We start from the raw sequence: 18,699 nt of genomic DNA on the forward strand, positions 1-18,699 counted from the left end.
GGTCATGAGCAAGGCCAGCTTCACCGTGCTGCGCAGCGACGCGCAGGGTGTGGCGCTGGTGTTCCGGCGCAGCTTTGCGGACTACATCTGGAAGCTCATCGAGCGCACGGCGCGGCCCTATGGGCTGCAGCTCGTGGAGCCGCGCCGCTGCGTGGACCCGATGTTGTCGCCGCTGCTGGCGGGCAGCGTTGAAACTGCCAAGGGACAGGCTGTGCTGGCCTGAGCCAGCCGGATTCCAAGGCTTGCAGGAGGCCCGCTTGCGGGCCGAACCGCGGCCCGGCGGACATTCGGCCCGCAAGCGGGCGTCCTACGAATCGTTCACCTGCCGCATCGTGGCGGCCCACAGGCCAACAGCCGCACGGCGGCCCGCGGCCTTTCAACGGCACGGCGGGCCGTTCTCATTTCAAGGCAGCAGGACGACCGATCCGCTGGTCCTTGCGCTTTCCAGGTCGCGATGCGCCTGCTGCACGTCCTTCAACGCGTACCGGGTGACCTTCGCCGGCCGGATCATTCCGGCCGCGATGGCGTCGAACAGCGCCTGGGCACCGGCCAGCAACTCCTGGCGGTTGGCGGTGTAGTGCGCGATGGACGCACGGGTCACGTACAGCGAGCCCCGCGCGCCCAGCTCGGCCAGGTCCAGCAGCGGCGCGGGCCCGGAGGCCACGCCAAAGCTCACCAGCGTGCCGCGCGGGCGCAGGCACTGCAGTGACTGCGCGACGGTGTCCTTGCCTATGGAGTCGTAGACGACCGAGACGCCCGCGCCGCCGGTGATGTCCCGTACCCGCTGCACCAGGTCCTCGCGCCTGTAGACGACGGCGTGGTCGCAGCCCAGGGCCTTGACGAACGCTGCCTTCTCGTCGCTGCTGACCGTGCCGATCACGGTGGCGCCAAGATGCTGGAGCCATTGGCAGGCAATGGCGCCGACGCCACCCGCCGCGGCGTGGAAGAGCACCGTGTCGCCCGGCTGCACGGGATGGCAGCGGCGGATCAGGTACTCGGCGGTCAAGCCCTTGAAGGTCAAGCTGGCGGCAACTTCGTCGGATACGGCGTCCGGCAGCTTCAAGGTGCGCGCCGCCGGCACGAGGCGCTCCAGCGCGTAAGCCCCGGGAGGCCCACCGGCGTACACGACGCGGTCGCCCACCTGGAACTCGTCAACCCCGGCGCCGACGGCCATCACGACAGCGGCCGCCTCCACGCCCAGCCCGCTGGGCAGCGGCAAGGGGTAGGTGCCGTTGCGGTGGTAAACGTCGATGTAGTTGACGCCTATGGCGGTGTGGCGAACCCTGAGCTCGCCCGCACCCGGTGCGCCGATTTCGACGTCTTCCCAGGCCATGGTCTCGGGGGCACCGGTGTGATGGAACCGAATGGCTTGTGTCACGAATGCTCCTCTGGTGTTGTTGGCCGGCCGCGCGATGCCGGCCGGCGGGACCCTGGTTTTTCGCGCTCTGCAAGGCGGGCAGGGCTGCTGGCGGCGCTCAGGGCGTGTAGACCTCTTCGACCGTCCACGCCTGCCTGGGCTGGCTGTGCAGCCGCCAGAAGGCGTCGGCCACGCCCGCAGCGGCTGCGGACCCGGGGGACACGAAGCCCGCCACCGTGACGGTGCCGACGTGCACGCCCTGGGCCTTGAGGCTGTCGAACAGTCCCAGCGCCAGCGCGCGAAGGCCCGCCTTGCCGATGCTCAGCGACAGGTAGTCGGGGCTGGGCGCCAGCGCGAAGCCGCCGCCGGTGAGCAGGATGTCGCCGCTGCCGCGCGCGGCCATGCGCGGGGCAGCGGCCTGCACGGCGGCCAGCGCGCCGCCCACGTTGACGGCCAGGTCCTGGTTGAAGGTTTCGGCCGGCTGGGTGCCGATGCTGGCCTGGCGCAGGGCCGCGGCGTTGTAGTGCAGGACGTCGATGGCGCCAAAGCGGCTTTCCACGTCCGCCACCAGGGCGGCAATGCTGGCCGGATCGGCGGCATCGACCAGGCTCACGTCGGCCTTGTGGCCCTCGGATTCCAGGCGGCCGGCCAGCGCCTGCGTCTTGTCGAGGTGGCGGGCGCTGAGGATGACGCGAAAGCCCTCGCGGGCGAAACGCTGCGCGGTGGCCAGGCCCATGCCGGGGCCGGTGCCTATGCTCAGGAAGGTCTTCATGGTCGAGTGCTCCAGGTGGTAAGCGGTACGGCCAATCTAGAGGCTGCAAGCCAAAAGATAATCCACGGCTTCTGAACATGACTCGTGCACGTGATGCAGCAATACGAGACACACGGCAACCTGGAGGAGCTCACCGCCTTCGTGGCGGTGGCCGAGGCGCAAAGCTTCGTCAAGGCGGCCGGCGCGCTGGGACGGGACGCTTCCGTGCTCTCGCGCCGCGTGAGCCAGCTGGAGGCGCGCCTGGGCGTGAGGCTGCTGGCGCGAACGACCCGCCGCGTGGCGCTCACGGAAGTGGGCAGCGCCTACTACCAGCGCGTGCGCAGCCTGCTCGACGAGCTGGAGATGGCCGGCCAGGAGGCCAGCGACTTCGCGGGCAGCCCGCGCGGGCTGCTGCGCATTGCCTTGCCCATGGCCTTCGGCCGGCTGTGGGTGGCCCCCCTGCTGCCGCCGTTCCTGGCCCGCCATCCGCAGATTCGCGTGGACGCGCGCTTCGGCGACCGCTTCGTCGATCTGGTGGCTGAAGGGTTTGACGTGGCGGTGCGCTTGGGCGTGCTGCGCGACAGCAGCCTCACGGCGCGCAAGGTGGCGTCCTACCGCACCGTCCTGGTCGCCTCACCGGCCTACCTGGCGCGGCGTGGCCGGCCGGGCACGCCAGCCGACCTGGCCGATCACGCCTGTCTGGGTTTCACCGGCCACGCCAGTTGGCCAGACTGGCTGCTGGCCAAGGACGGCCAGTCGCACCCGGTGCAGCCCAAGGGGCCGCTGATCGCCGACAACTCGGAGCTGCTGCTGCTGGCCGCGCTCCAAGGCACGGGCATCGTGCTGGCGCCGGAGTGGCTGGCCGGCGCTGCGCTGCGCGAGGGCCGGCTGGTGGAGGTCCTGCCGGGCTGGGCGGGCCAGGCCGAGGGCGGCGTCTACATCGTGCTGCCGCCGGGCCGGCTGGTGCCGACGAAGACACGGGTGTTCGTCGATGAGATCGCCGGCGCGCTGCCAGGCGCTTGGGCGAAGGACGCGCAGGGGGCCTCGGCCTCGCCTGTGCCCGCGCCCTGAACGGGGCGTGCGTGGCTTCAAGCGTCCCGTGCGAAAGCACCCGGGGCGACTTGGGCGAAAACCTCGTTCCGCCTTCAACCTGCCGGCAATTCATCCTCGCCCGGCCGGTAGGCCGCCTGGGCCTGGCCGGGGTTGCGGTTGACGAGGCGGCGGCCATAGAGCGGGTGGGCGAGGTCGCGCATCTCGTGCTCCAACTGGTACAGCAGCCGGCCATCGGCGGGATCGACCAGGTCCACGAAGCGCCAGTCGCCGGGTCCGCGGTCACGCCGCACTAGGCCGAGCGCCTGCACGCGGCGGTGGGCCGGCTCGGCGCCGTCCAGGTAGACCTGGATGTGATGCCCGTCGTAGGGCGGCAAGGGCGCGGCCGTTTCGGCGAAGCGCAACGACTGTCCGTTGGCCAGCTTCACCAGTGCCATGGGCGCGCCTTGCTGCGTCGCCCACACCTCGGCCGGTGCGCCCAGACCGTCGGCATAAAAGCGCGCGATGCCTTCGGCCGTGCCCGCCGGCACGTCGAACTCAACGTAGGCGATGCCCGGCAGCGTCTGCTGCGGCGCCCCGGCGTGGACGATGAACGTGTTGCCCCACGGGCAGCGCAGTTCCAGCGTGTCGTCCACGGTCCGCAGCTCGAACTCGGTGTGCGCCAGAGCGGAGCGCAAGGGCTCCAGGCGGGCCGGCAGTTGCCGCAGCCACGGCACCGTCAGGCCGATGCGTCCGCGCAGGCGCTGCGGCGCCCGCGTGGGCAGGTGCATCTGCGTGCGGCCCACGTTGATCCACATGTTGTCGAGGCCCACCATGAGGAACGGGTCGCGCGTGAAGCCCAGGCCCACGACGTAGAACAGCGTGGCGAGCTGCTGGTCCGGCTGCGTCAGGTTCACGTGCTCCAGCAGGACCAGCGGGCTGGCGCAGGGAGACAGCAACGGGGGCAACGGGGTGTGGGTCATGGCATTCACGAAATGGGTGTTGAAGCGGTTTGTGGCCAGCCACGGGCCGGGGGCGATGAAAGCCGGCAATGCTGGCCGCCCTTACTTGCCCGGACGGGCCGTGCCCTTGCGATCTGCGCCTTCCCGCATGAACAGCGCCGCGCACACGCCGCGCAGCCAGCGGTTGGCCGCATCGTGGTGGAAGCGGGCGTGCCAGTGCTGCTTGACCTCGAAGCCCGGTAGGGGCAGCGGGCATTTGAGCACCAGCAGGTCGGCCGTGCGCGCCAGGGTCTCGCCGATGTGGCGCGGCAGCGTGGCCACGAGGTCCGTGGTGGAGACGATGGCCGGCAGCCCCAGGAAGCCCGGCAGCTCCAGGTGCACGTCGCGCGTGATCTGGCGCTCCTTGAGCACGGCCGCCAGCAACTGGTAGCCGGTGCCCGCGGCGATGGCCACGTGCGGCTCGGCCTCGTAGCGGCGCAGCGTGAGCCGCCCGTCGGCCAGCCGCGGATGGCGGCGGTTGGCCAGGCACACCCAGTCCTGCGCGAAGAGCGTCTGCTGGTAGAAGCCCGCCTCCAGGCCCGGCACCAGGCCGATGGCCAGGTCGGCATCGCCCGCCTCCAGGGCGCGAGCGGTGTCGGCGTCTATGCGCGCGGCCTCCAGCCGCACGCCCGGCGCTACGGCCCGCACGTGGGCCAGCATCTGCGGCAGCAGCGTGACGTGGCTGGCGTCGGTCATGCAGATGCGAAAGCGCCGCTTGGCCTGCGCCGGGTCGAAGTCCGGCGCGGTCTCGGCCAGGCGCCGCACGCAGGCCAGCGCGTCGCGCACGGTGCCTATGAGCGCTTGCGCGCGCGGCGTGGGCTGCATGCCCGCGGGTGTGCGGACGAACAGCGGGTCGTGCAGCAGCTCGCGCAGCCGCGCCAGCCAGATGCTCACCGTGGGCTGGCTTTGCCCAAGCTGCTCGGCGGCGCGCGTGACGCTGCCCGTGGCATACAGCAGCTCGAACAGGCGCAGCAGCTTGAGGTCGGGCAGCGGGATGTCTTCGGTGCTCATGGCCATGCTTCATTGCGTGAGGCAATGGAGTGTATTGCCGGCATTGCATAGCCAACAGCTGGGCGCCTGCCTATCGTCACGCCCCATGCGCCGCCGAGAGGTGGCAGTTGGCGGCATCAAGCGGCGAGGTATGAGCTTGAAGATTTGTGTATTGGGCGCGGGCGCCCTGGGATGTGCCATCGGTGGGGTGCTGGCCGAAAGCGGCTGCGAGGTCACGCTGGTGACGCGCAATGCCGCCCATGTGGACGCCATGAACCGCGAGGGCTTGTGCCTGGTCGAGGACGGCGTGGAGCGCCGCGTGAGGGTTCACGCCGCCACGGACACCGCCGCCCTGGAGCCCATGGACCTGGTCATCGTGCTGGTGAAGTCCTTCGACACCCGGCGCGTGATGGCGATGGCGTCCGCCGTCGTCGGCCCCGACACGGTGGTGATGTCGCTGCAAAACGGCCTGGGGCATGAGGACGAGCTCATCGCCGCCGTGGGCCGCCAGCGCGTGATGGCCGGCAAGACCTACGTGGGCGGCGTGCTGCTGGCGCCGGGCCAGGTGCGCATAGGCGTCAAGGACAAGGAAACGCTCATAGGCGAGCTGGACGGCACGCTGAGCTTTCGCGCCCAGGCGGTGGCCAAGGCTTTCGAGTCGGCCGGGCTGCGCTGCGTTGTCAGCGACAACATCCTCGGCACGATGTGGGACAAGCTGCTGGTCAACGTGGCCACCGGCGCGCTGGCCGGCATCACGGGCCTGACCTATGGCGACCTCTACGCCGTGCCGGAGATCGAGCAGACCGCCCTGGCCGCCGTGGCCGAGGCCATGGCCGTGGCGCAGGCGCAGGGTGTGCAGCTCTCCATGACCGACCCGCGCCAGCCCTGGCTCAAGGCCAGCGCCGGGCTGCCGCCGCAGTTCAAGACCTCGATGCTGCAGAGCCTGGAGAAGGGCTCCGTCACCGAGGTCGATTTCATCAACGGCGCCGTCGTCCGCCAGGGCGAGCGCCTGGGCGTGCCCACGCCCGTCAACCGCACGCTGGTGGCCTGCATCAAGGGCATCGAGCGCCGGCTGCACGCCGCCTGAATCAAACAAGGAGACATCCCATGACGGCAAATACCCGTTCCTACGTCGAGCACGTGGCCGTGCGCGTGAAGGACTTGCAGTGGCACCTGCGTTTCTTTCGCGAAGTGCTGGGCATGACGACGCGCATGGTCGATGGCGACCCCGAGGCGCCACGCCAGGTCTGGACGATCGGCGGCATGCAGTTCATCCAGGACCCGGCCTTCGAAGGCCCGGAAGGGCGCCTGGCGCACCTGGGCGTGATGACCAGCGACCTGGAAGCCGCGCTGGAGGCCGCCAAGCCCTTTGGGGTGACGCAGATGCCCCAGGGCCGCAACTGGCTGCGCCTGCCCGACGGGCTGGCGGTGGAAATCCTGCAAGCCACCGGCAACGCCGTGGACGAGGCGCTGGCGGTGGACCCGCGCGCCTGAGGCCGCACCCCTGCCGTGAACCAAGACACCCACCCCAAGGAACGAGACATGAGCCACAGCCCCGACCCCGGCACGCCTGAGCTGTACTGGGACGAAGTCCAGGAAGGCGCCGAGTGCACCAGCCCCGAGTACGAGGTGACCGAAGCCCGCGTGATGGCCTACGCCGAGCTGACCGGCGACTTCACGCCCGTGCACACCGACGAGGACTATGCCCGCACCACGCCCTTCGGCACCCGCGTCGCGCACGGCCTGTTCGGCCTGTCCATCGCGGACGGCCTGAAGACCCGCAGTGCGCTGCGCTTCCAGCCGGGCATGTCCATGGGCTGGACCTGGGACTTCGCGCTGCCCATCAAGCTCGGCGACAAGGTGCGCGTGAAGTTCCGCGTCGGCACGGCGCGCCAGAGCAAGAGCCGCCCGGGCTGGGGCATCGTGATCCTGCCCTCGGAGCTGATCAACCAGCGCGGCGAGGTGGTCCAGAAGGGCGAGCACCGGCTGATGATCCCGCTGCGCCCGTCCGCGGCCTGATTTCGGCCTGATTGCGACTGCAACGAGCCTGGAGCATTCCATGAGCAATAGTGAAACCTTGCCGCTGGCAGGCATACGCGTCATCGACTACAGCCACTTCCTGGCCGGCCCCTACCTCTCGCGCTGCCTGGCAGCCCTGGGCGCCGAGGTCATCAAGGTCGAGCGCCCAACCACGGGTGACGCGGGGCGCCAGCACGCCTACTTCATCAACGGGCAAAGCGGCTACTACCTGCAGCAGAACATGGGCAAGCAGGGCCTGTGCATCAACCTCAAGGACCCGCGCGGGCTGGAGCTGATGCACAAGCTGGTGGACACGGCCGACGTGTTCGTCGAGAACTACCGCCCCGGCGCGCTGGACAAGCTGGGCCTGGGCTACGAGGCGCTTTCCCGGCGCAACCCGGGGCTGGTGTACTGCTCGGTGTCGGCCTACGGCCACACCGGCCCGGACTCGCATCGGGCCGGCTTCGGCCTGATCGCCGAGGCCAAGAGCGGCATCATGGCCATGGTGGGCAAGCCCGGCGAGGCGCCGCCGCTGCTGCGCATCGCGCTGGGCGACCTCTACACCGGCGCGCACGGCGTGGCCGCGGTCTGCGCGGCGCTGCTGGGGCGCGTCAAGAGCGGCAAGGGCCGGCACATCGACATGGCGCTCTACGACACGCTGGTGTCCATGCACGAGTACGCCATCCAGGGCTACACGCTCTCCGGCGGCCAGGAGGTGCCGGTGCAGACCGGCCACGACCTGCCCACCAGCACGCTCTACGGCGTGTTCACCGCCACCGACGGCTACCTCGTGATCGCGGCGCAGGTCGATGACGCGTGGAAGCGGCTGGCCCGGCTGGTGGGCGGCGAAGCCTTCGCGGCCGACACGCGCTTTCACAGCGCGGCCGGGCGCAACGCGCACCGGCTGGAGATCCTGCCCGTGGTGCGGGCCTGGACCGAGACGCGCAGCGTGGCCGAGTGCCTGGCGGCGCTGGACGCCATAGACGTGCCCTGCGCCAAGGTGCAGCGCATCGACGAAGTGCTGCAGGACCCGCAGATCATCGCCCGCGAGGTCGTCACCGAGCACGAGCACCCGGTGCTGGGCAAAGTCAAACTGCCCAACACGCCGTTCCGCTTCTCGGACTGCGACACCCGGCAGACGGTGCCCGCGCCGCTGATGGGCCAGCACAACCGCGCCATCGCCCAAAGCCTGGGCTACGGCACCGAGGACATCGCCCGCCTGGAGGCCGAGGGCGTGCTCTACGCCGAGGCAGCCGTTGCCGCCGTTGCTGCCGAGGCAGCTATTTCCAAGCTCTGAAGGACGACCGCCATGACCGATCGCTACGCCATCGTCGGCAACCCGGTGGGCTTTTCCAAGTCGCCGCTGATCCACACCGAGTTCGCCCGCCAGAGCGGGCAGGACATCGAGTACACCCGGCTCGAAGCGCCGCTGGGCCGGTTCAAGGAAACGGTGGACGCCTTCCGCGCTGCCGGCGCCCGGGGCGTGAACATCACGGCCCCGTTCAAGCTCGATGCCTTTGCCTATGCCACCGAGGTCTCGGAAGCCGCGCGGCTGGCCGGCGCGGCCAACGCGCTGGCCTTCGATGGCGAGCGGGTGCGGGCAGAGAACTTCGACGGCATCGGCTTGGTCAACGACATCCAGCGCAACCTGGGCTTCAGCCTCCAGGGCAAGCGCGTGCTGATGCTGGGCGCGGGCGGTGCCGCCCGCGGGGCGCTGCTGCCCTTCCTGGCCCAGCAGCCGGCGGCGTTCGTGCTGGCCAACCGCACGGCGGCCAAGGCGCAGGCGCTGGCGCAGCAGTGCGGCGATGCCGGCGCCATCCGCGGCTGCGGCCTGCACGATCTGGAAGGTTTGTCCTTCGACATCGTGCTCAACGCCACGTCGGCCAGCCTCACGGGCGAGCTGCCCGCGGTGCCCGCCAGCGTGTTCAGCCAGGCGCAACTGGCCTACGAGCTGGCCTATGCCAAGGGGCTCACGCCCTTCCTGCGCCTGGCCCAGGGCGCCGGCGTGCAGCGCGTGGCCGACGGCGTCGGCATGCTGGTGGAACAGGCGGCCGAGGCCTTCCAGTGGTGGCGCGGCGTGCGCCCCGACACGGCAGCGTTGATCCGGCAACTGACGGTGCCGCTCGCCTGACGGCCCGGCGCGGCCGCGCGCTGGCGCCGCCGCGGCTTCAACGCCCCGCCCCTGAAAGGCAGGGCAGGCTCACAGCAAGAACAAAGACTTTCCACAAGCGCCCAAACTCAGGAGACAAGCGCATGAAACTCGTCCGCCGCACCTTCGTGGCCGCCGCCGTCGCGGCCCTGCTTCCCGTCGTCGCGCAGGCCGCCGACATCCGTGAGCACGCCATCAAGTTCGCGTTCCAGAACCCGAAGGAGCATCCCCAGGGGCAGGGCGCACAGAAGTTCGCCGACCTGGTGGCGCAGAAGTCCGGCGGCAAGATGCAGGTCAAGCTCTACGCTTCCGGGCAGCTGGGCGGCGACGTGCAGACCGTGTCGGCCCTGCAGGGCGGCACCATCGAAATGACCGTGCTCAACGCCGGCATCCTGCAGTCGCAGGTCAAGGAATTCGCCGTCTACGACTTTCCCTTCCTGTTCAACAGCGCGCAGGAAGCCGATGCCGTGACCGATGGCGTGTTCGGCAAGAATCTGTTTGCCAAGCTGGAGCCCAAGGGGCTGGTCGGCCTGAACTACTGGGACCTGGGCTTTCGCAACCTCACCAACAGCAAGCGCCCCATCAACAAGGCCGACGACATCGCGGGGCTGAAGATCCGCGTCATCCAGTCGCCAATCTACGTGGACATCTTCAACGCGCTGGGCGCCAACGCCACGCCCATGCCTTTCCCCGAGGTCTACCCGGCGCTGGAGCAAAAGGCCATAGACGGCCACGAGAACCCGGCCACCGTCATCAAGGCCAACAAGATTTACGAGGTGCAGAAGTACCTCGCGCTCACGCGCCACATCTACAACCCGCAGGCGTTGATCGTGTCCAGGAAGTTCTGGGACAAGCTCAATGCCGACGAGCGGGCCGTGATCACCGAAGCCGCGGCCCAGGCCACGACCTACCAGCGCGGCGTCTCGCGCACCCAGGCCGACATCGCCGTCGACGATCTCAAGAAGGCCGGCATGCAGGTGACGGAGCTGCCGCCGGCCGAGATCGCCAAGCTGCGCGACAAGGTCAAGCCCGTGATCGAGAAGCAGACCGCCATCGTCGGCGCCGACACCGTGGCGGCGCTGCAGTCCGAGCTCGCCAAGCTGCGCAAGTAAAGCGCCACCGTGCCAGTGGCCGTCCTCCAGGGCGGCCATTGCAATGCCATCGCAATGCCATTGCAACTTCACTTCCATTTCATTCCTCAGGAGCCCCCCGTGAAAGTGCTCATGCTGCACGGCATCAACCACAACATGTTCGGCAAGCGCGACCCCCAGCAGTACGGCACGGTCACGCTGGCGCAGATCGACGAGCAACTGCGCGCGCTGGGCCGGGAGCTGGGCGCCGACGTCGAGAGCTTCCAGACCAACAGCGAAGGCGAGATGGCCGGGCGCATCCACCAGGCCTATGCGGACGGCGTGGACGCGGTGCTCATCAACGCCGGCGCCTGGACGCACTACAGCTATGGGCTGCGCGACGCGCTGGCCATCCTGAGCTGCCCCATCGTGGAGCTGCACATGTCCAACATCCACGCCCGCGAGCCCTTCCGCCACCACTCCGTGTTCGCCGAGATCGTGCGCGGCCAGATCTGCGGCTTCGGCGTGGACAGCTACCTCCTTGGGCTGCGGGCCGCCGTGTCGGCCGTGAAACTGGCTTGAGCCTGTAGGAGGCCCGCTTCCTGCTCAACGTTCCGACGTGCGCAGCTCCTGCGCCAGCCAATCCACCAGCCTGACCGTGTCCGATCGGCGGTTCAGGTGGGGGGCGACCCAGATGGAAAGCTTGTTGGGTCCGGCCAGGAAACCCAGCGGGGCCACCAGTGTTCCGCTGTTCAAGTCATCGTGCACCAGCATGCGTGGCACGTTGGCCATCCCGAGGCCGCACTTGGCCGCCTGGATCAGCAGGTAGAAATGATTGAAGGCCTCGGCGATGTGCAATGCCCCGAGGTCGGTGCCGCAGCAGTGGCTCCAGTCGTCCCAGGCCTGGGGGCGCGTGCGCGAGACCATCAGCCGCGCACGTGGCAGGTCGGCCGTTGAGGTCAGCCGAAGGCTTTGCAGGTAGGCCGGAGAACACACCGGACCTATCCACTCCGTGACGGCACTCGTGCGGATGACGTCTTTGGGCGGCTCTATGGTGGACAAGCGGATCGCCACGCTGATGTTGTCGCGCGCGAAGTCCACCGGCCCATAGCCCATGTTGAAGCGCAGCTCGACGTCCGGGTTGGCTTCCTGAAAGCGCGAGAGCCGCGGCAGGAGCCAATACATCATGATCGACTCGGAACACGACAGCGTCAGCGGCCCGGGCTTGAGCTGCTCGACGCTGGCCTGAATCAGCTGGAATCCCCGCGAAAGGCCTTCGGCCAGGCGCTGCCCCTCGGCGGTCGTCTCGGTACCGTGTGCGTTGCGCTTGAGCAGCGGCAATCCCAGCGTGTCTTCCAACATCCGCACATGGCGGCTCACCGCGCCGTGCGTCACCGACAACTCCTGTGCCGCGGCGCTGAAGCTGCGCAGCCGGGCCGTCGCCTCGAAGGCGCGCAAGGCATTCAGGGACAAGCGCTCCAGGCCCATGCCGGTTCTCCAAGTGAGTGAAAGCGATCTGCGGGTTTATCCGGGTGTTGAGTGAGTTTTTCTCACAGCTAACGGAAATCATATCGTTTGTCCGCCAGGGGTGCCGTATCTAGTATTCGCTCCATCGAAGCCTTCTCCACCCCGCCCGTTCGTTTCGATCGGACGCAGCAAAAAGCTCACACCATGACGACTCAGACTTCTCCCCGCGCCGAATTCCGTGCTCGCTACCTCGTCGAAAGCGCGGTCCCGTCGGAAAAGGTGGCGCAGGTCATCGCCGGTGAGCAGTCCAGCGGCACCTTCCTGTCGCTGCCCGGCGAAACCGAGCAGCTCAAGGAACGTTCGCGGGCCCGCGTGGTGCGCATCGATCCGCTGCCTCCGATGCTGGAGCCCACGCTGGCGAGCGCCCACGTGGCGCGCCATGGCAATCCGGCGGTGTTCCACCGTGCCGAGATCGAGATTGCCTTTCCCATCGCCAACGTCGGCGCGAACCTGTCGACGCTGCTGGCCACGGTGGCGGGCAACCTGTTCGAGCTGGGCGAGGTCACGGCGCTGCGGCTGCTCGACCTGGACCTGCCTGCCGACTACGCCGCCCAGTTCCAGGGGCCGGCCTTCGGCATCGAGGGCACGCGGCGCCAGGCCGGCGTCTTCGAGCGCCCGCTGATCGGCACCATCATCAAGCCCAGCATCGGCTTGACCCCGCAGCAGACCGCCGAGCTGGCGGACGACCTGTGCACGGCAGGCATCGACTTCATCAAGGACGACGAGCTGATCGCCGATCCGCCCTACGCGCCCTTTGACGAGCGGCTCAAGGCGGTGATGCCGGTGCTGCGCCGCCATGCCGACCGCCTGGGCCGCATGCCGATGTACGCCATCAACATCTCGGGCTCCATCGACGAGATGCTGCGCCGGCACGACGCGGTGCTCGAAGCGGGCGGCACCTGCGTGATGGTCAGCATCAACTGGGTCGGCTTCGCCGCCGTGGAGCACCTGCGCCGCCACGCGCGGCTGCCCATCCACGGCCATCGCAACGGCTGGGGTGCGTTCACGCGCCATCCGGGCCTGGGCTTCTCGTTCAAGGCCTACCAGAAGCTGTGGCGCCTAGCGGGCGTGGACCAGCTGCACGTCAACGGGCTGCGCAGCAAGTTCTGGGAGCCCGACGAATCGGTGCTGGACTCGGCCCGCGCCTGCCTCTCGGACTTCGCCGGCCTCAAGCCGCTGATGCCGGTCTTCTCTTCAGGGCAATGGGCCTCTCAGGCACCAGACATGTACCGCGAGCTCCGCTCCAGCGACCTGATGCACCTGGCCGGCGGCGGCATCATCGGCCATCCGGACGGCATCGCCGCCGGCGTGAACAGCATGCGAGAAGGCTGGGAAGCGGCTATGCAGGGTGTGAGCCTGGAGGCCTATGCCCGCACCCATCCGGCGCTGCGACGGGCGCTGGCGCACTTCGCCGGTCGCTGAGGTGCAGGCCATGTCTGACCAACGTGCTTCCAGGCCGCTGCGCCTGGCCTTCTACGGTGACGACTTCACCGGCTCCACCGACGCGCTGGAGGTCCTGGCCTTCAGCGGGTTGCGTTGCGCGCTGTTCCTGTCGGTGCCGACACCGCAGCAGATGGACGCCCTGGGCGGCTTCGACGCCATCGGCGTGGCCGGCAGCAGCCGCGCCATGACGACCGCGGAGCTGGATGCCCACCTGCCGGGGGTGTTCGCCGGCCTGGCGGCGCTGCCCACGCCGCTGGTGCACTACAAGGTCTGCTCGACCTTCGACAGTGCGCCGGCCACCGGCAGCATCGGCCATGTGATGGAGCTGGCGCGCGAGGCCTTCACGCAGCCGCTCATCCCCATCGTGGCCGCCACGCCTGCACTGGGACGCTACTGCCTGTTCGGCCACCTGTTTGCCCGCTCCGGCACCGACGGGCAGGTGTACCGGATCGACCGGCATCCCATCATGAGCGTGCACCCCGTCACGCCCATGCACGAGTCCGATCTGGCCCGGCACCTGGGCCAGCAAACGACGATGCCCATCGGCCACTTGCCGTTGACCCGCTTCGAGGCGGCTGCGGGCGCCTTGGCCGGGCAGCTGGCGGCCATGGCGCCCTCCTTCCAGGCCGTCGTGCTCGACGGCCTGGAGGCCGGGCACTTGACGCAGGCGGGCGAATGCCTGCAACAGATGGCTTCGGCACAGGCTTCGCCACTGTTCGTGGTCGGTGGCTCCGGCGTGGAGTACGGGCTGACCCAGCACTGGCAACAGCAGGACGGACAGGCCGCCCCTGCCAAGGCTGCGGACCGCTACAGCCAGTTTGAAGCGGTCGAGCAGGTGCTGGTGGTCTCCGGCAGTGCGTCACGCCTGAGCGCCACGCAGATCCAGACGGCCGTGGATACAGGTTTCAGGGAGGTGACCATCGACGTACAGGCCTTGAGCCTGGAGTCGCAAGCGGGCGCCGCCGTGCAGCGCCTGGTGCGGGAGGTGCTCGATGTCCTGGCCACCGGTGCCAGTGTCGTGATGCACACCGCCCGCGGTCCCGACGACGCGCGCATCGATGCGCTGATCCAGGCCCTGCAGGCGCAGGGCTACAGCGCCGATGCGGCCCGGCACCACGGCGGCCGCCTGGTCAGCGACCGGCTGGGCGAGGTGGTCGACGCGATCGTGCGTGCGCACCCGTTGCGCCGCCTGGTGCTCTCCGGCGGAGACACCTCCAGCCGCATCACGCAGGTGCTGGCGCCCGATGCCCTGGAAATCAAGGCCCGGCTCGCACCTGGTGCGCCGCTGTGCCGGCTGCTGTCGAACCAGCCGTACCTGCAAGGGCTGGAGCTGGCCCTCAAGGGCGGGCAGATGGGCAGCGCCGACTATTTTGTGAAGGCACTCCGGGGTAGTGGCCTGCCGGCCTGAGCCGCCCCATCACCCCAATTCAATGAAACAGGAGCAAAGCAGCATGCAACAAGCAACTTCCCCGCAGCGCGTGGCCTTCGTCACCGGTGGCGCGATGGGCATAGGCGCCGACGTGTGCCAGCGGCTGGCCGCGGCCGGCATGACGGTCGTGGTGGCCGACCGTGACACGGAAGCGGCCGAGAAGACGGCCGCCGAGCTGCGCGCGCAGGGCTTGCAGGCCGAGGCGCAGGCCATCGACGTGGGCGACGCGGAGTCCGTGGCCTGCGCCTTCGCCGCGGTGGAGCAGCGCCACGGCCGCTGCGACGTGCTCGTCAACAGTGCCGGCATCGCCAAGGTGTTCCCGTTCCTGGAGTTCCCGGTGGACAACTTCGTGGCGACGATGAACGTCAACGTCACCGGGGCGTTCCTGTGCTCGCAGCAGGCGGCCCGCCTGATGGTGCGCCACAAGTGGGGGCGCATCGTGAACATCGCCTCGGTGGCCGGCATGCGCGCGGTCGGCACGGGCCGCACGGCTTACGGCACCTCCAAGGGCGCCGTGATCGCGCTGACCCGCCAGATGGCCGTGGAGCTGGCCGAGCATGGCGTGACGGCCAATGCCGTGGCGCCCGGTCCGGTGGACACGCCCATGACGCGCGCGCTGCACACCGACCAGTTCCGCCAGGAGTACTGCAACGCCATTCCCATGAACCGCTATGGCACGACCGGCGAGATCGCCGCGGCCGTGATGTACCTGGTATCCGAAGACGCCGGCTTCACCAGCGGCGTGACCCTGCCTGTGGACGGAGGCTTCCTGGCTTCCGGCGCCCGCGGCCTGTAAACGACAAATCCAAGGAGACAACGATGAACAACGTGAAGCTCAAGACCCTCGCAGCCAGCATGCTGGGTGCGCTGCTCGTGGTCGGCGCCACCGGCGCCATGGCGGCGGACATCAAGGAACGCACCATCAAGTACGCCGTCATCTACGACATCAAGCATCCGCATGGCCTGGGCGCGCAGAAGTTCGCCGACCTCGTGGCCCAGCACAGCGGCAACAAGATCAAGGTCAAGATCTATGCCGGCGGCACGCTGGGCGGCGAGGTGCAGATGCTGTCGGCGATGCAGGGCGGCACGGTGGAGATGTCGGCCGTCGCCTCGTCGCAGCTCGTCGGGATCATCAAGGAGTTTGCGGCGCTGGACCTGCCCTTCCTCTTCAACAACGAAAAGGAAGTGGATGCCGTGATGGACGGCCCCGTGGGCAAGCAGCTGCTGGAGCGGCTGCCCGCCAAGGGCCTGGTCGGACTGAGCTGGTTCGAGCACGGCTTTCGCAACCTGACCAACAGCAAGCGACCGGTGCAAAAGCTGGAGGACATCCAGGGCCTGAAGGTGCGCGTGCAGCAAAACAGCGTGGCCATAGACACCTTCAACGCCCTGGGTGCCAATGCTGTGCCGATGCCGTTCCCCGAGCTGTACTCGGCACTGGAGCAAAAGGCCGTGGACGGCCAGGAGAACCCGTACACCACGGTCGAGAGCTCGAAGCTCTTTGAGGTGCAGAAGTACCTGAGCGTCACCAGGCACAGCTACACGCCGCTGCCCCTGCTGATGAGCAAGAAGTTCTGGGACGGCCTGTCCGCCGACGAGAAGAAGATCATCCAGGACGCCGCCACCGAAGCGGCGGTGTATCAGCGCAAGACCAACCGCGAGGTCAACGAAAAATCGCTGCAGGCGCTCAAGGCTGCCGGCATGCAGGTCACGGCCATCGCGCCGGCGGAAATGGAGCGCATCCGCGCCAAGGTCCAACCCGTGGTGGCCAAGTACAGCGCCCAGGTCGGCGAGACGCTCGTGAAGGAGCTTTTCGGCGAGATCGAGAAGGTGCGCAAGCCGTAAGGCCGCGCGCGTTCAAGCACACCAGAGATCCACTGCAATGCGGCCAAGCAAGCATGCCAAGATCGTCGCCACCCTCGGCCCGGCCAGCGATGACTTCCAGACCATACAGGCCCTTTTCAACGCCGGCGCCGACGTCTTCCGCCTGAACTTCAGCCACGGCAGGCACGAGGACCACCAGCGTCGCCTGGAGATCATTCGCGAGGTCGAACGCCAGGGCGGGCGCCCCATCGGTGTGCTGCTGGACCTGCAGGGCCCCAAGCTGCGCATCGGCACCTTTCCCGGCGGGCCGATACAGCTCGCCGAGGGCCAGGCGTTTCGCCTGGATCTCGATGCCAAGGCGCCGGGCAGTGCCGGCCGGGTGCTGCTGCCTCATCCCGAAATCTTCGCGGCGCTGCAGCCCGGGGCGGAGCTGCTGCTGGACGACGGCCGCGTGCGCCTGCGCGTGGAGCGCTGCGGCGCGGACTTTGCGGAAACTCGCGTGCTCAACGGCGGGCCGCTGTCGGACCGCAAGGGCGTGAACGTGCCCGGCGTGGTGCTGCCGCTCTCGGCGCTCACCGAGAAGGACCGCAAGGACCTGCAGTTCGGCCTGAAACTGGGTGTGGACTGGGTGGCGCTGTCCTTCGTGCAGCGGCCGCAGGACATCGCCGAGGTCCGTGCCCTGGTGGAGGGCAGGGCCGGCATCGTGGCCAAGCTGGAGAAGCCGGCGGCCATCGCGGCGCTGGACGCCATCGTGGCCGAGACCGACGCCGTGATGGTGGCGCGCGGCGACCTGGGCGTGGAGATGCCCGCTGAAGCCGTGCCCGCGATCCAGAAGCGCATCGTCCATGCCTGCCGCCGCGCGGGCAAGCCGGTGATCGTGGCCACGCAGATGCTCGAATCCATGGTCACTGCCCCGGTGCCCACGCGCGCCGAGGCCTCGGACGTGGCCACCGCCATTTACGAGGGCGCCGACGCGGTGATGCTTTCGGCCGAGTCGGCCAGCGGGCGCTATCCCGTCGAGGCCGTGCGCATGATGAGCCGCATCGTCGGCCACACGGAGGGCGACCCGCACTACCGGGCCGCCATCGACGCCTCGCGCACGGACCCGCCCTCCAATGCGCCGGACGCCATCGGCTTCGCCGTGCGCCACGTGACGGAGCTGCTGCAGGCCGCGGCCACGGTGGCCTACACCAGCGCAGGCTACTCGGCGCTGCGCATGGCGCGCGAGCGGCCCGCTGCTCCGATCATCGGCATGACGCCACGCCTGGCCGTGGCGCGGCGCTTGGCGCTGGTGTGGGGCGTGCATGCCGTGCTGTGCCACGACGTGGCCGACATGCCGGAGATCACCGACCTGGCCTGCGTCACCGCGTGCCGCGAAGGCTTCGGCGAGGCGGGACAAACCATCGTCATCTCGGCCGGCATGCCCTTTGGCGTTTCCGGCACCACCAACCTGCTGCGCATTGCTCAGATCCCCTGACAAGCCCGGGATTCCGTACCCACAAATCAAAGGAGACCAACATGGTGTCCAGGTTCCTGGACGGCTACTGCCGTCTGATCGATGCATTGATCGCCCTGGCACTGGCCGTCATGGTCGTGCTGGTGTTCGGCAACGTGGTGCTGCGCTACGCCTTCAACTCCGGCATCACGGTGTCCGAGGAAGTTTCGCGCTGGCTGTTCGTGTGGCTGACCTTCCTGGGTGCGATCGTGGCCCTCAAGGAGCACGGCCACCTGGGTACCGACATGCTGGTCTCGCGCCTGGGCAAGACCGGCAAGAAGGTCTGCCTGGTTATCAGCCAGCTCACGATGCTGTTCGTGACAGGGCTGCTGTTCAGCGGCGCTCTGGCGCAGGCGCAAATCAACCTCGACGTGCAGGCGCCGGTCACCGGTGCGTCGGTGGCGATCTTCTACGGTGCGGGCGTGTTCTTCGCCGTTTCGGCTGCACTGCTGCTGTTGCGTGAGCTCCTGCGCACGCTCACCGGCAAGGTCAGGGACGAAGAGCTCGTCATGGTGCAGGAGTCCGAAGACCTGGCGGCATTGCACGACCTGCACCTGGACGATCCCATGAAGCCCGACGTCCAGCCGCCTCGCGTTGCGCCGCAGCGCTGAGCCCACA

The 18,699-nt window shown here is 68.8% G+C and carries 20 protein-coding genes; 15 read left to right on the forward strand and 5 right to left on the reverse strand.

Translation table 11 applies throughout. The features are described from left to right. Positions 1–223, forward strand: a 223-nt coding sequence (locus SM757_RS12895; RefSeq protein WP_322465776.1) for a hypothetical protein, incomplete at its 5' end; no start/stop codon positions are given. A 180-nt stretch (positions 224–403) separates the two neighbouring features. Here SM757_RS12895 and SM757_RS12900 read toward each other — a convergent pair. Both SM757_RS12900 and SM757_RS12905 read right to left on the reverse strand, forming a co-directional pair. Continuing rightward, entirely contained in the window at positions 404–1,378 is a 975-nt protein-coding gene (locus SM757_RS12900; protein WP_322465777.1) for a quinone oxidoreductase family protein, read from the reverse strand. A 97-nt stretch (positions 1,379–1,475) separates the two neighbouring features. After that, positions 1,476–2,129, reverse strand: a complete 654-nt coding sequence (locus SM757_RS12905; protein WP_322465778.1) for an SDR family oxidoreductase — start codon at positions 2,127–2,129, stop codon at positions 1,476–1,478. A gap of 93 nt (positions 2,130–2,222) precedes the next feature. On the opposite strand from SM757_RS12905, the gene SM757_RS12910 reads away from it, so the two are divergent. Continuing rightward, on the forward strand, positions 2,223–3,179 hold the full coding sequence (locus SM757_RS12910) for a LysR family transcriptional regulator (RefSeq protein ID WP_322465851.1): 957 nt from the start codon (positions 2,223–2,225) through the stop codon (positions 3,177–3,179). Between the two features lie 74 nt (positions 3,180–3,253). On the opposite strand, the gene SM757_RS12915 is transcribed toward SM757_RS12910, so the two are convergent. Together SM757_RS12915 and SM757_RS12920 are read right to left on the reverse strand one after the other, a co-directional pair. Continuing rightward, the gene (locus SM757_RS12915) at positions 3,254–4,120 is read right to left on the reverse strand and encodes a glyoxalase/bleomycin resistance/dioxygenase family protein (protein WP_322465779.1); all 867 of its coding nucleotides are present in this window, start codon (positions 4,118–4,120) and stop codon (positions 3,254–3,256) included. A gap of 81 nt (positions 4,121–4,201) precedes the next feature. After that, positions 4,202–5,149 carry a LysR family transcriptional regulator gene (locus tag SM757_RS12920; protein ID WP_066342428.1) on the reverse strand — a complete coding sequence of 316 codons (948 nt, stop codon included), beginning with the start codon at positions 5,147–5,149 and terminating at the stop codon, positions 4,202–4,204. A gap of 136 nt (positions 5,150–5,285) precedes the next feature. Here SM757_RS12920 and SM757_RS12925 point away from each other — a divergent pair, with 136 nt between their 5' ends. From SM757_RS12925 to aroQ, 7 genes are all read left to right on the forward strand, one after another. Then, positions 5,286–6,215 carry a ketopantoate reductase family protein gene (locus SM757_RS12925; RefSeq protein ID WP_322465852.1) on the forward strand — a complete coding sequence of 310 codons (930 nt, stop codon included), beginning with the start codon at positions 5,286–5,288 and terminating at the stop codon, positions 6,213–6,215. 20 nt (positions 6,216–6,235) lie between these two features. Continuing rightward, a complete protein-coding gene (locus tag SM757_RS12930) occupies positions 6,236–6,622 on the forward strand; it encodes a VOC family protein (protein WP_322465780.1) in 387 nt (128 codons plus the stop codon). 48 nt (positions 6,623–6,670) lie between these two features. After that, positions 6,671–7,147 carry a MaoC family dehydratase gene (locus SM757_RS12935; RefSeq protein WP_322465781.1) on the forward strand — a complete coding sequence of 159 codons (477 nt, stop codon included), beginning with the start codon at positions 6,671–6,673 and terminating at the stop codon, positions 7,145–7,147. Between the two features lie 40 nt (positions 7,148–7,187). Beyond that, on the forward strand, positions 7,188–8,444 hold the full coding sequence (locus SM757_RS12940) for a CaiB/BaiF CoA transferase family protein (RefSeq protein WP_066342418.1): 1,257 nt from the start codon (positions 7,188–7,190) through the stop codon (positions 8,442–8,444). Positions 8,445–8,456: 12 nt separating this feature from the next. Further along, entirely contained in the window at positions 8,457–9,278 is an 822-nt protein-coding gene (gene aroE, locus SM757_RS12945) for a shikimate dehydrogenase (RefSeq protein ID WP_322465782.1), read from the forward strand. 122 nt (positions 9,279–9,400) lie between these two features. Continuing rightward, positions 9,401–10,408, forward strand: coding sequence for a TRAP transporter substrate-binding protein (locus tag SM757_RS12950; protein ID WP_322465783.1), 1,008 nt, complete (start codon positions 9,401–9,403; stop codon positions 10,406–10,408). 111 nt (positions 10,409–10,519) lie between these two features. Further along, positions 10,520–10,948, forward strand: coding sequence for a type II 3-dehydroquinate dehydratase (aroQ, locus tag SM757_RS12955; protein ID WP_373863014.1), 429 nt, complete (start codon positions 10,520–10,522; stop codon positions 10,946–10,948). Between the two features lie 24 nt (positions 10,949–10,972). On the opposite strand, the gene SM757_RS12960 is transcribed toward aroQ, so the two are convergent. Next, positions 10,973–11,854: a LysR substrate-binding domain-containing protein gene (locus SM757_RS12960; protein WP_322465784.1), complete on the reverse strand. Its 882-nt coding sequence runs from the start codon at positions 11,852–11,854 to the stop codon at positions 10,973–10,975. Between the two features lie 183 nt (positions 11,855–12,037). Here SM757_RS12960 and SM757_RS12965 point away from each other — a divergent pair, with 183 nt between their 5' ends. From SM757_RS12965 to SM757_RS12990, 6 genes are read left to right on the forward strand one after another with little or no spacing between them, the layout of a single operon-like run. After that, on the forward strand, positions 12,038–13,315 hold the full coding sequence (locus tag SM757_RS12965; RefSeq protein ID WP_322465785.1) for a ribulose-bisphosphate carboxylase large subunit family protein: 1,278 nt from the start codon (positions 12,038–12,040) through the stop codon (positions 13,313–13,315). Between the two features lie 10 nt (positions 13,316–13,325). After that, complete coding sequence (locus SM757_RS12970; protein ID WP_322465786.1) at positions 13,326–14,744, forward strand: four-carbon acid sugar kinase family protein; 1,419 nt, start codon at positions 13,326–13,328, stop codon at positions 14,742–14,744. Positions 14,745–14,787: 43 nt separating this feature from the next. Continuing rightward, the gene (locus SM757_RS12975; RefSeq protein ID WP_322465787.1) at positions 14,788–15,561 is read left to right on the forward strand and encodes an SDR family NAD(P)-dependent oxidoreductase; all 774 of its coding nucleotides are present in this window, start codon (positions 14,788–14,790) and stop codon (positions 15,559–15,561) included. 23 nt (positions 15,562–15,584) lie between these two features. Continuing rightward, on the forward strand, positions 15,585–16,607 hold the full coding sequence (locus SM757_RS12980; RefSeq protein WP_322465788.1) for a TRAP transporter substrate-binding protein: 1,023 nt from the start codon (positions 15,585–15,587) through the stop codon (positions 16,605–16,607). Between the two features lie 37 nt (positions 16,608–16,644). After that, positions 16,645–18,063, forward strand: a complete 1,419-nt coding sequence (gene pyk / locus SM757_RS12985) for a pyruvate kinase (protein ID WP_322465789.1) — start codon at positions 16,645–16,647, stop codon at positions 18,061–18,063. 41 nt (positions 18,064–18,104) lie between these two features. Then, on the forward strand, positions 18,105–18,692 hold the full coding sequence (locus SM757_RS12990) for a TRAP transporter small permease (protein ID WP_174548663.1): 588 nt from the start codon (positions 18,105–18,107) through the stop codon (positions 18,690–18,692). Positions 18,693–18,699 lie beyond the last annotated feature (7 nt).

Source organism: Azohydromonas lata (genome assembly GCF_034427735.1).
In the GTDB taxonomy this organism is placed as follows: domain Bacteria; phylum Pseudomonadota; class Gammaproteobacteria; order Burkholderiales; family Burkholderiaceae_C; genus Azohydromonas; species Azohydromonas lata.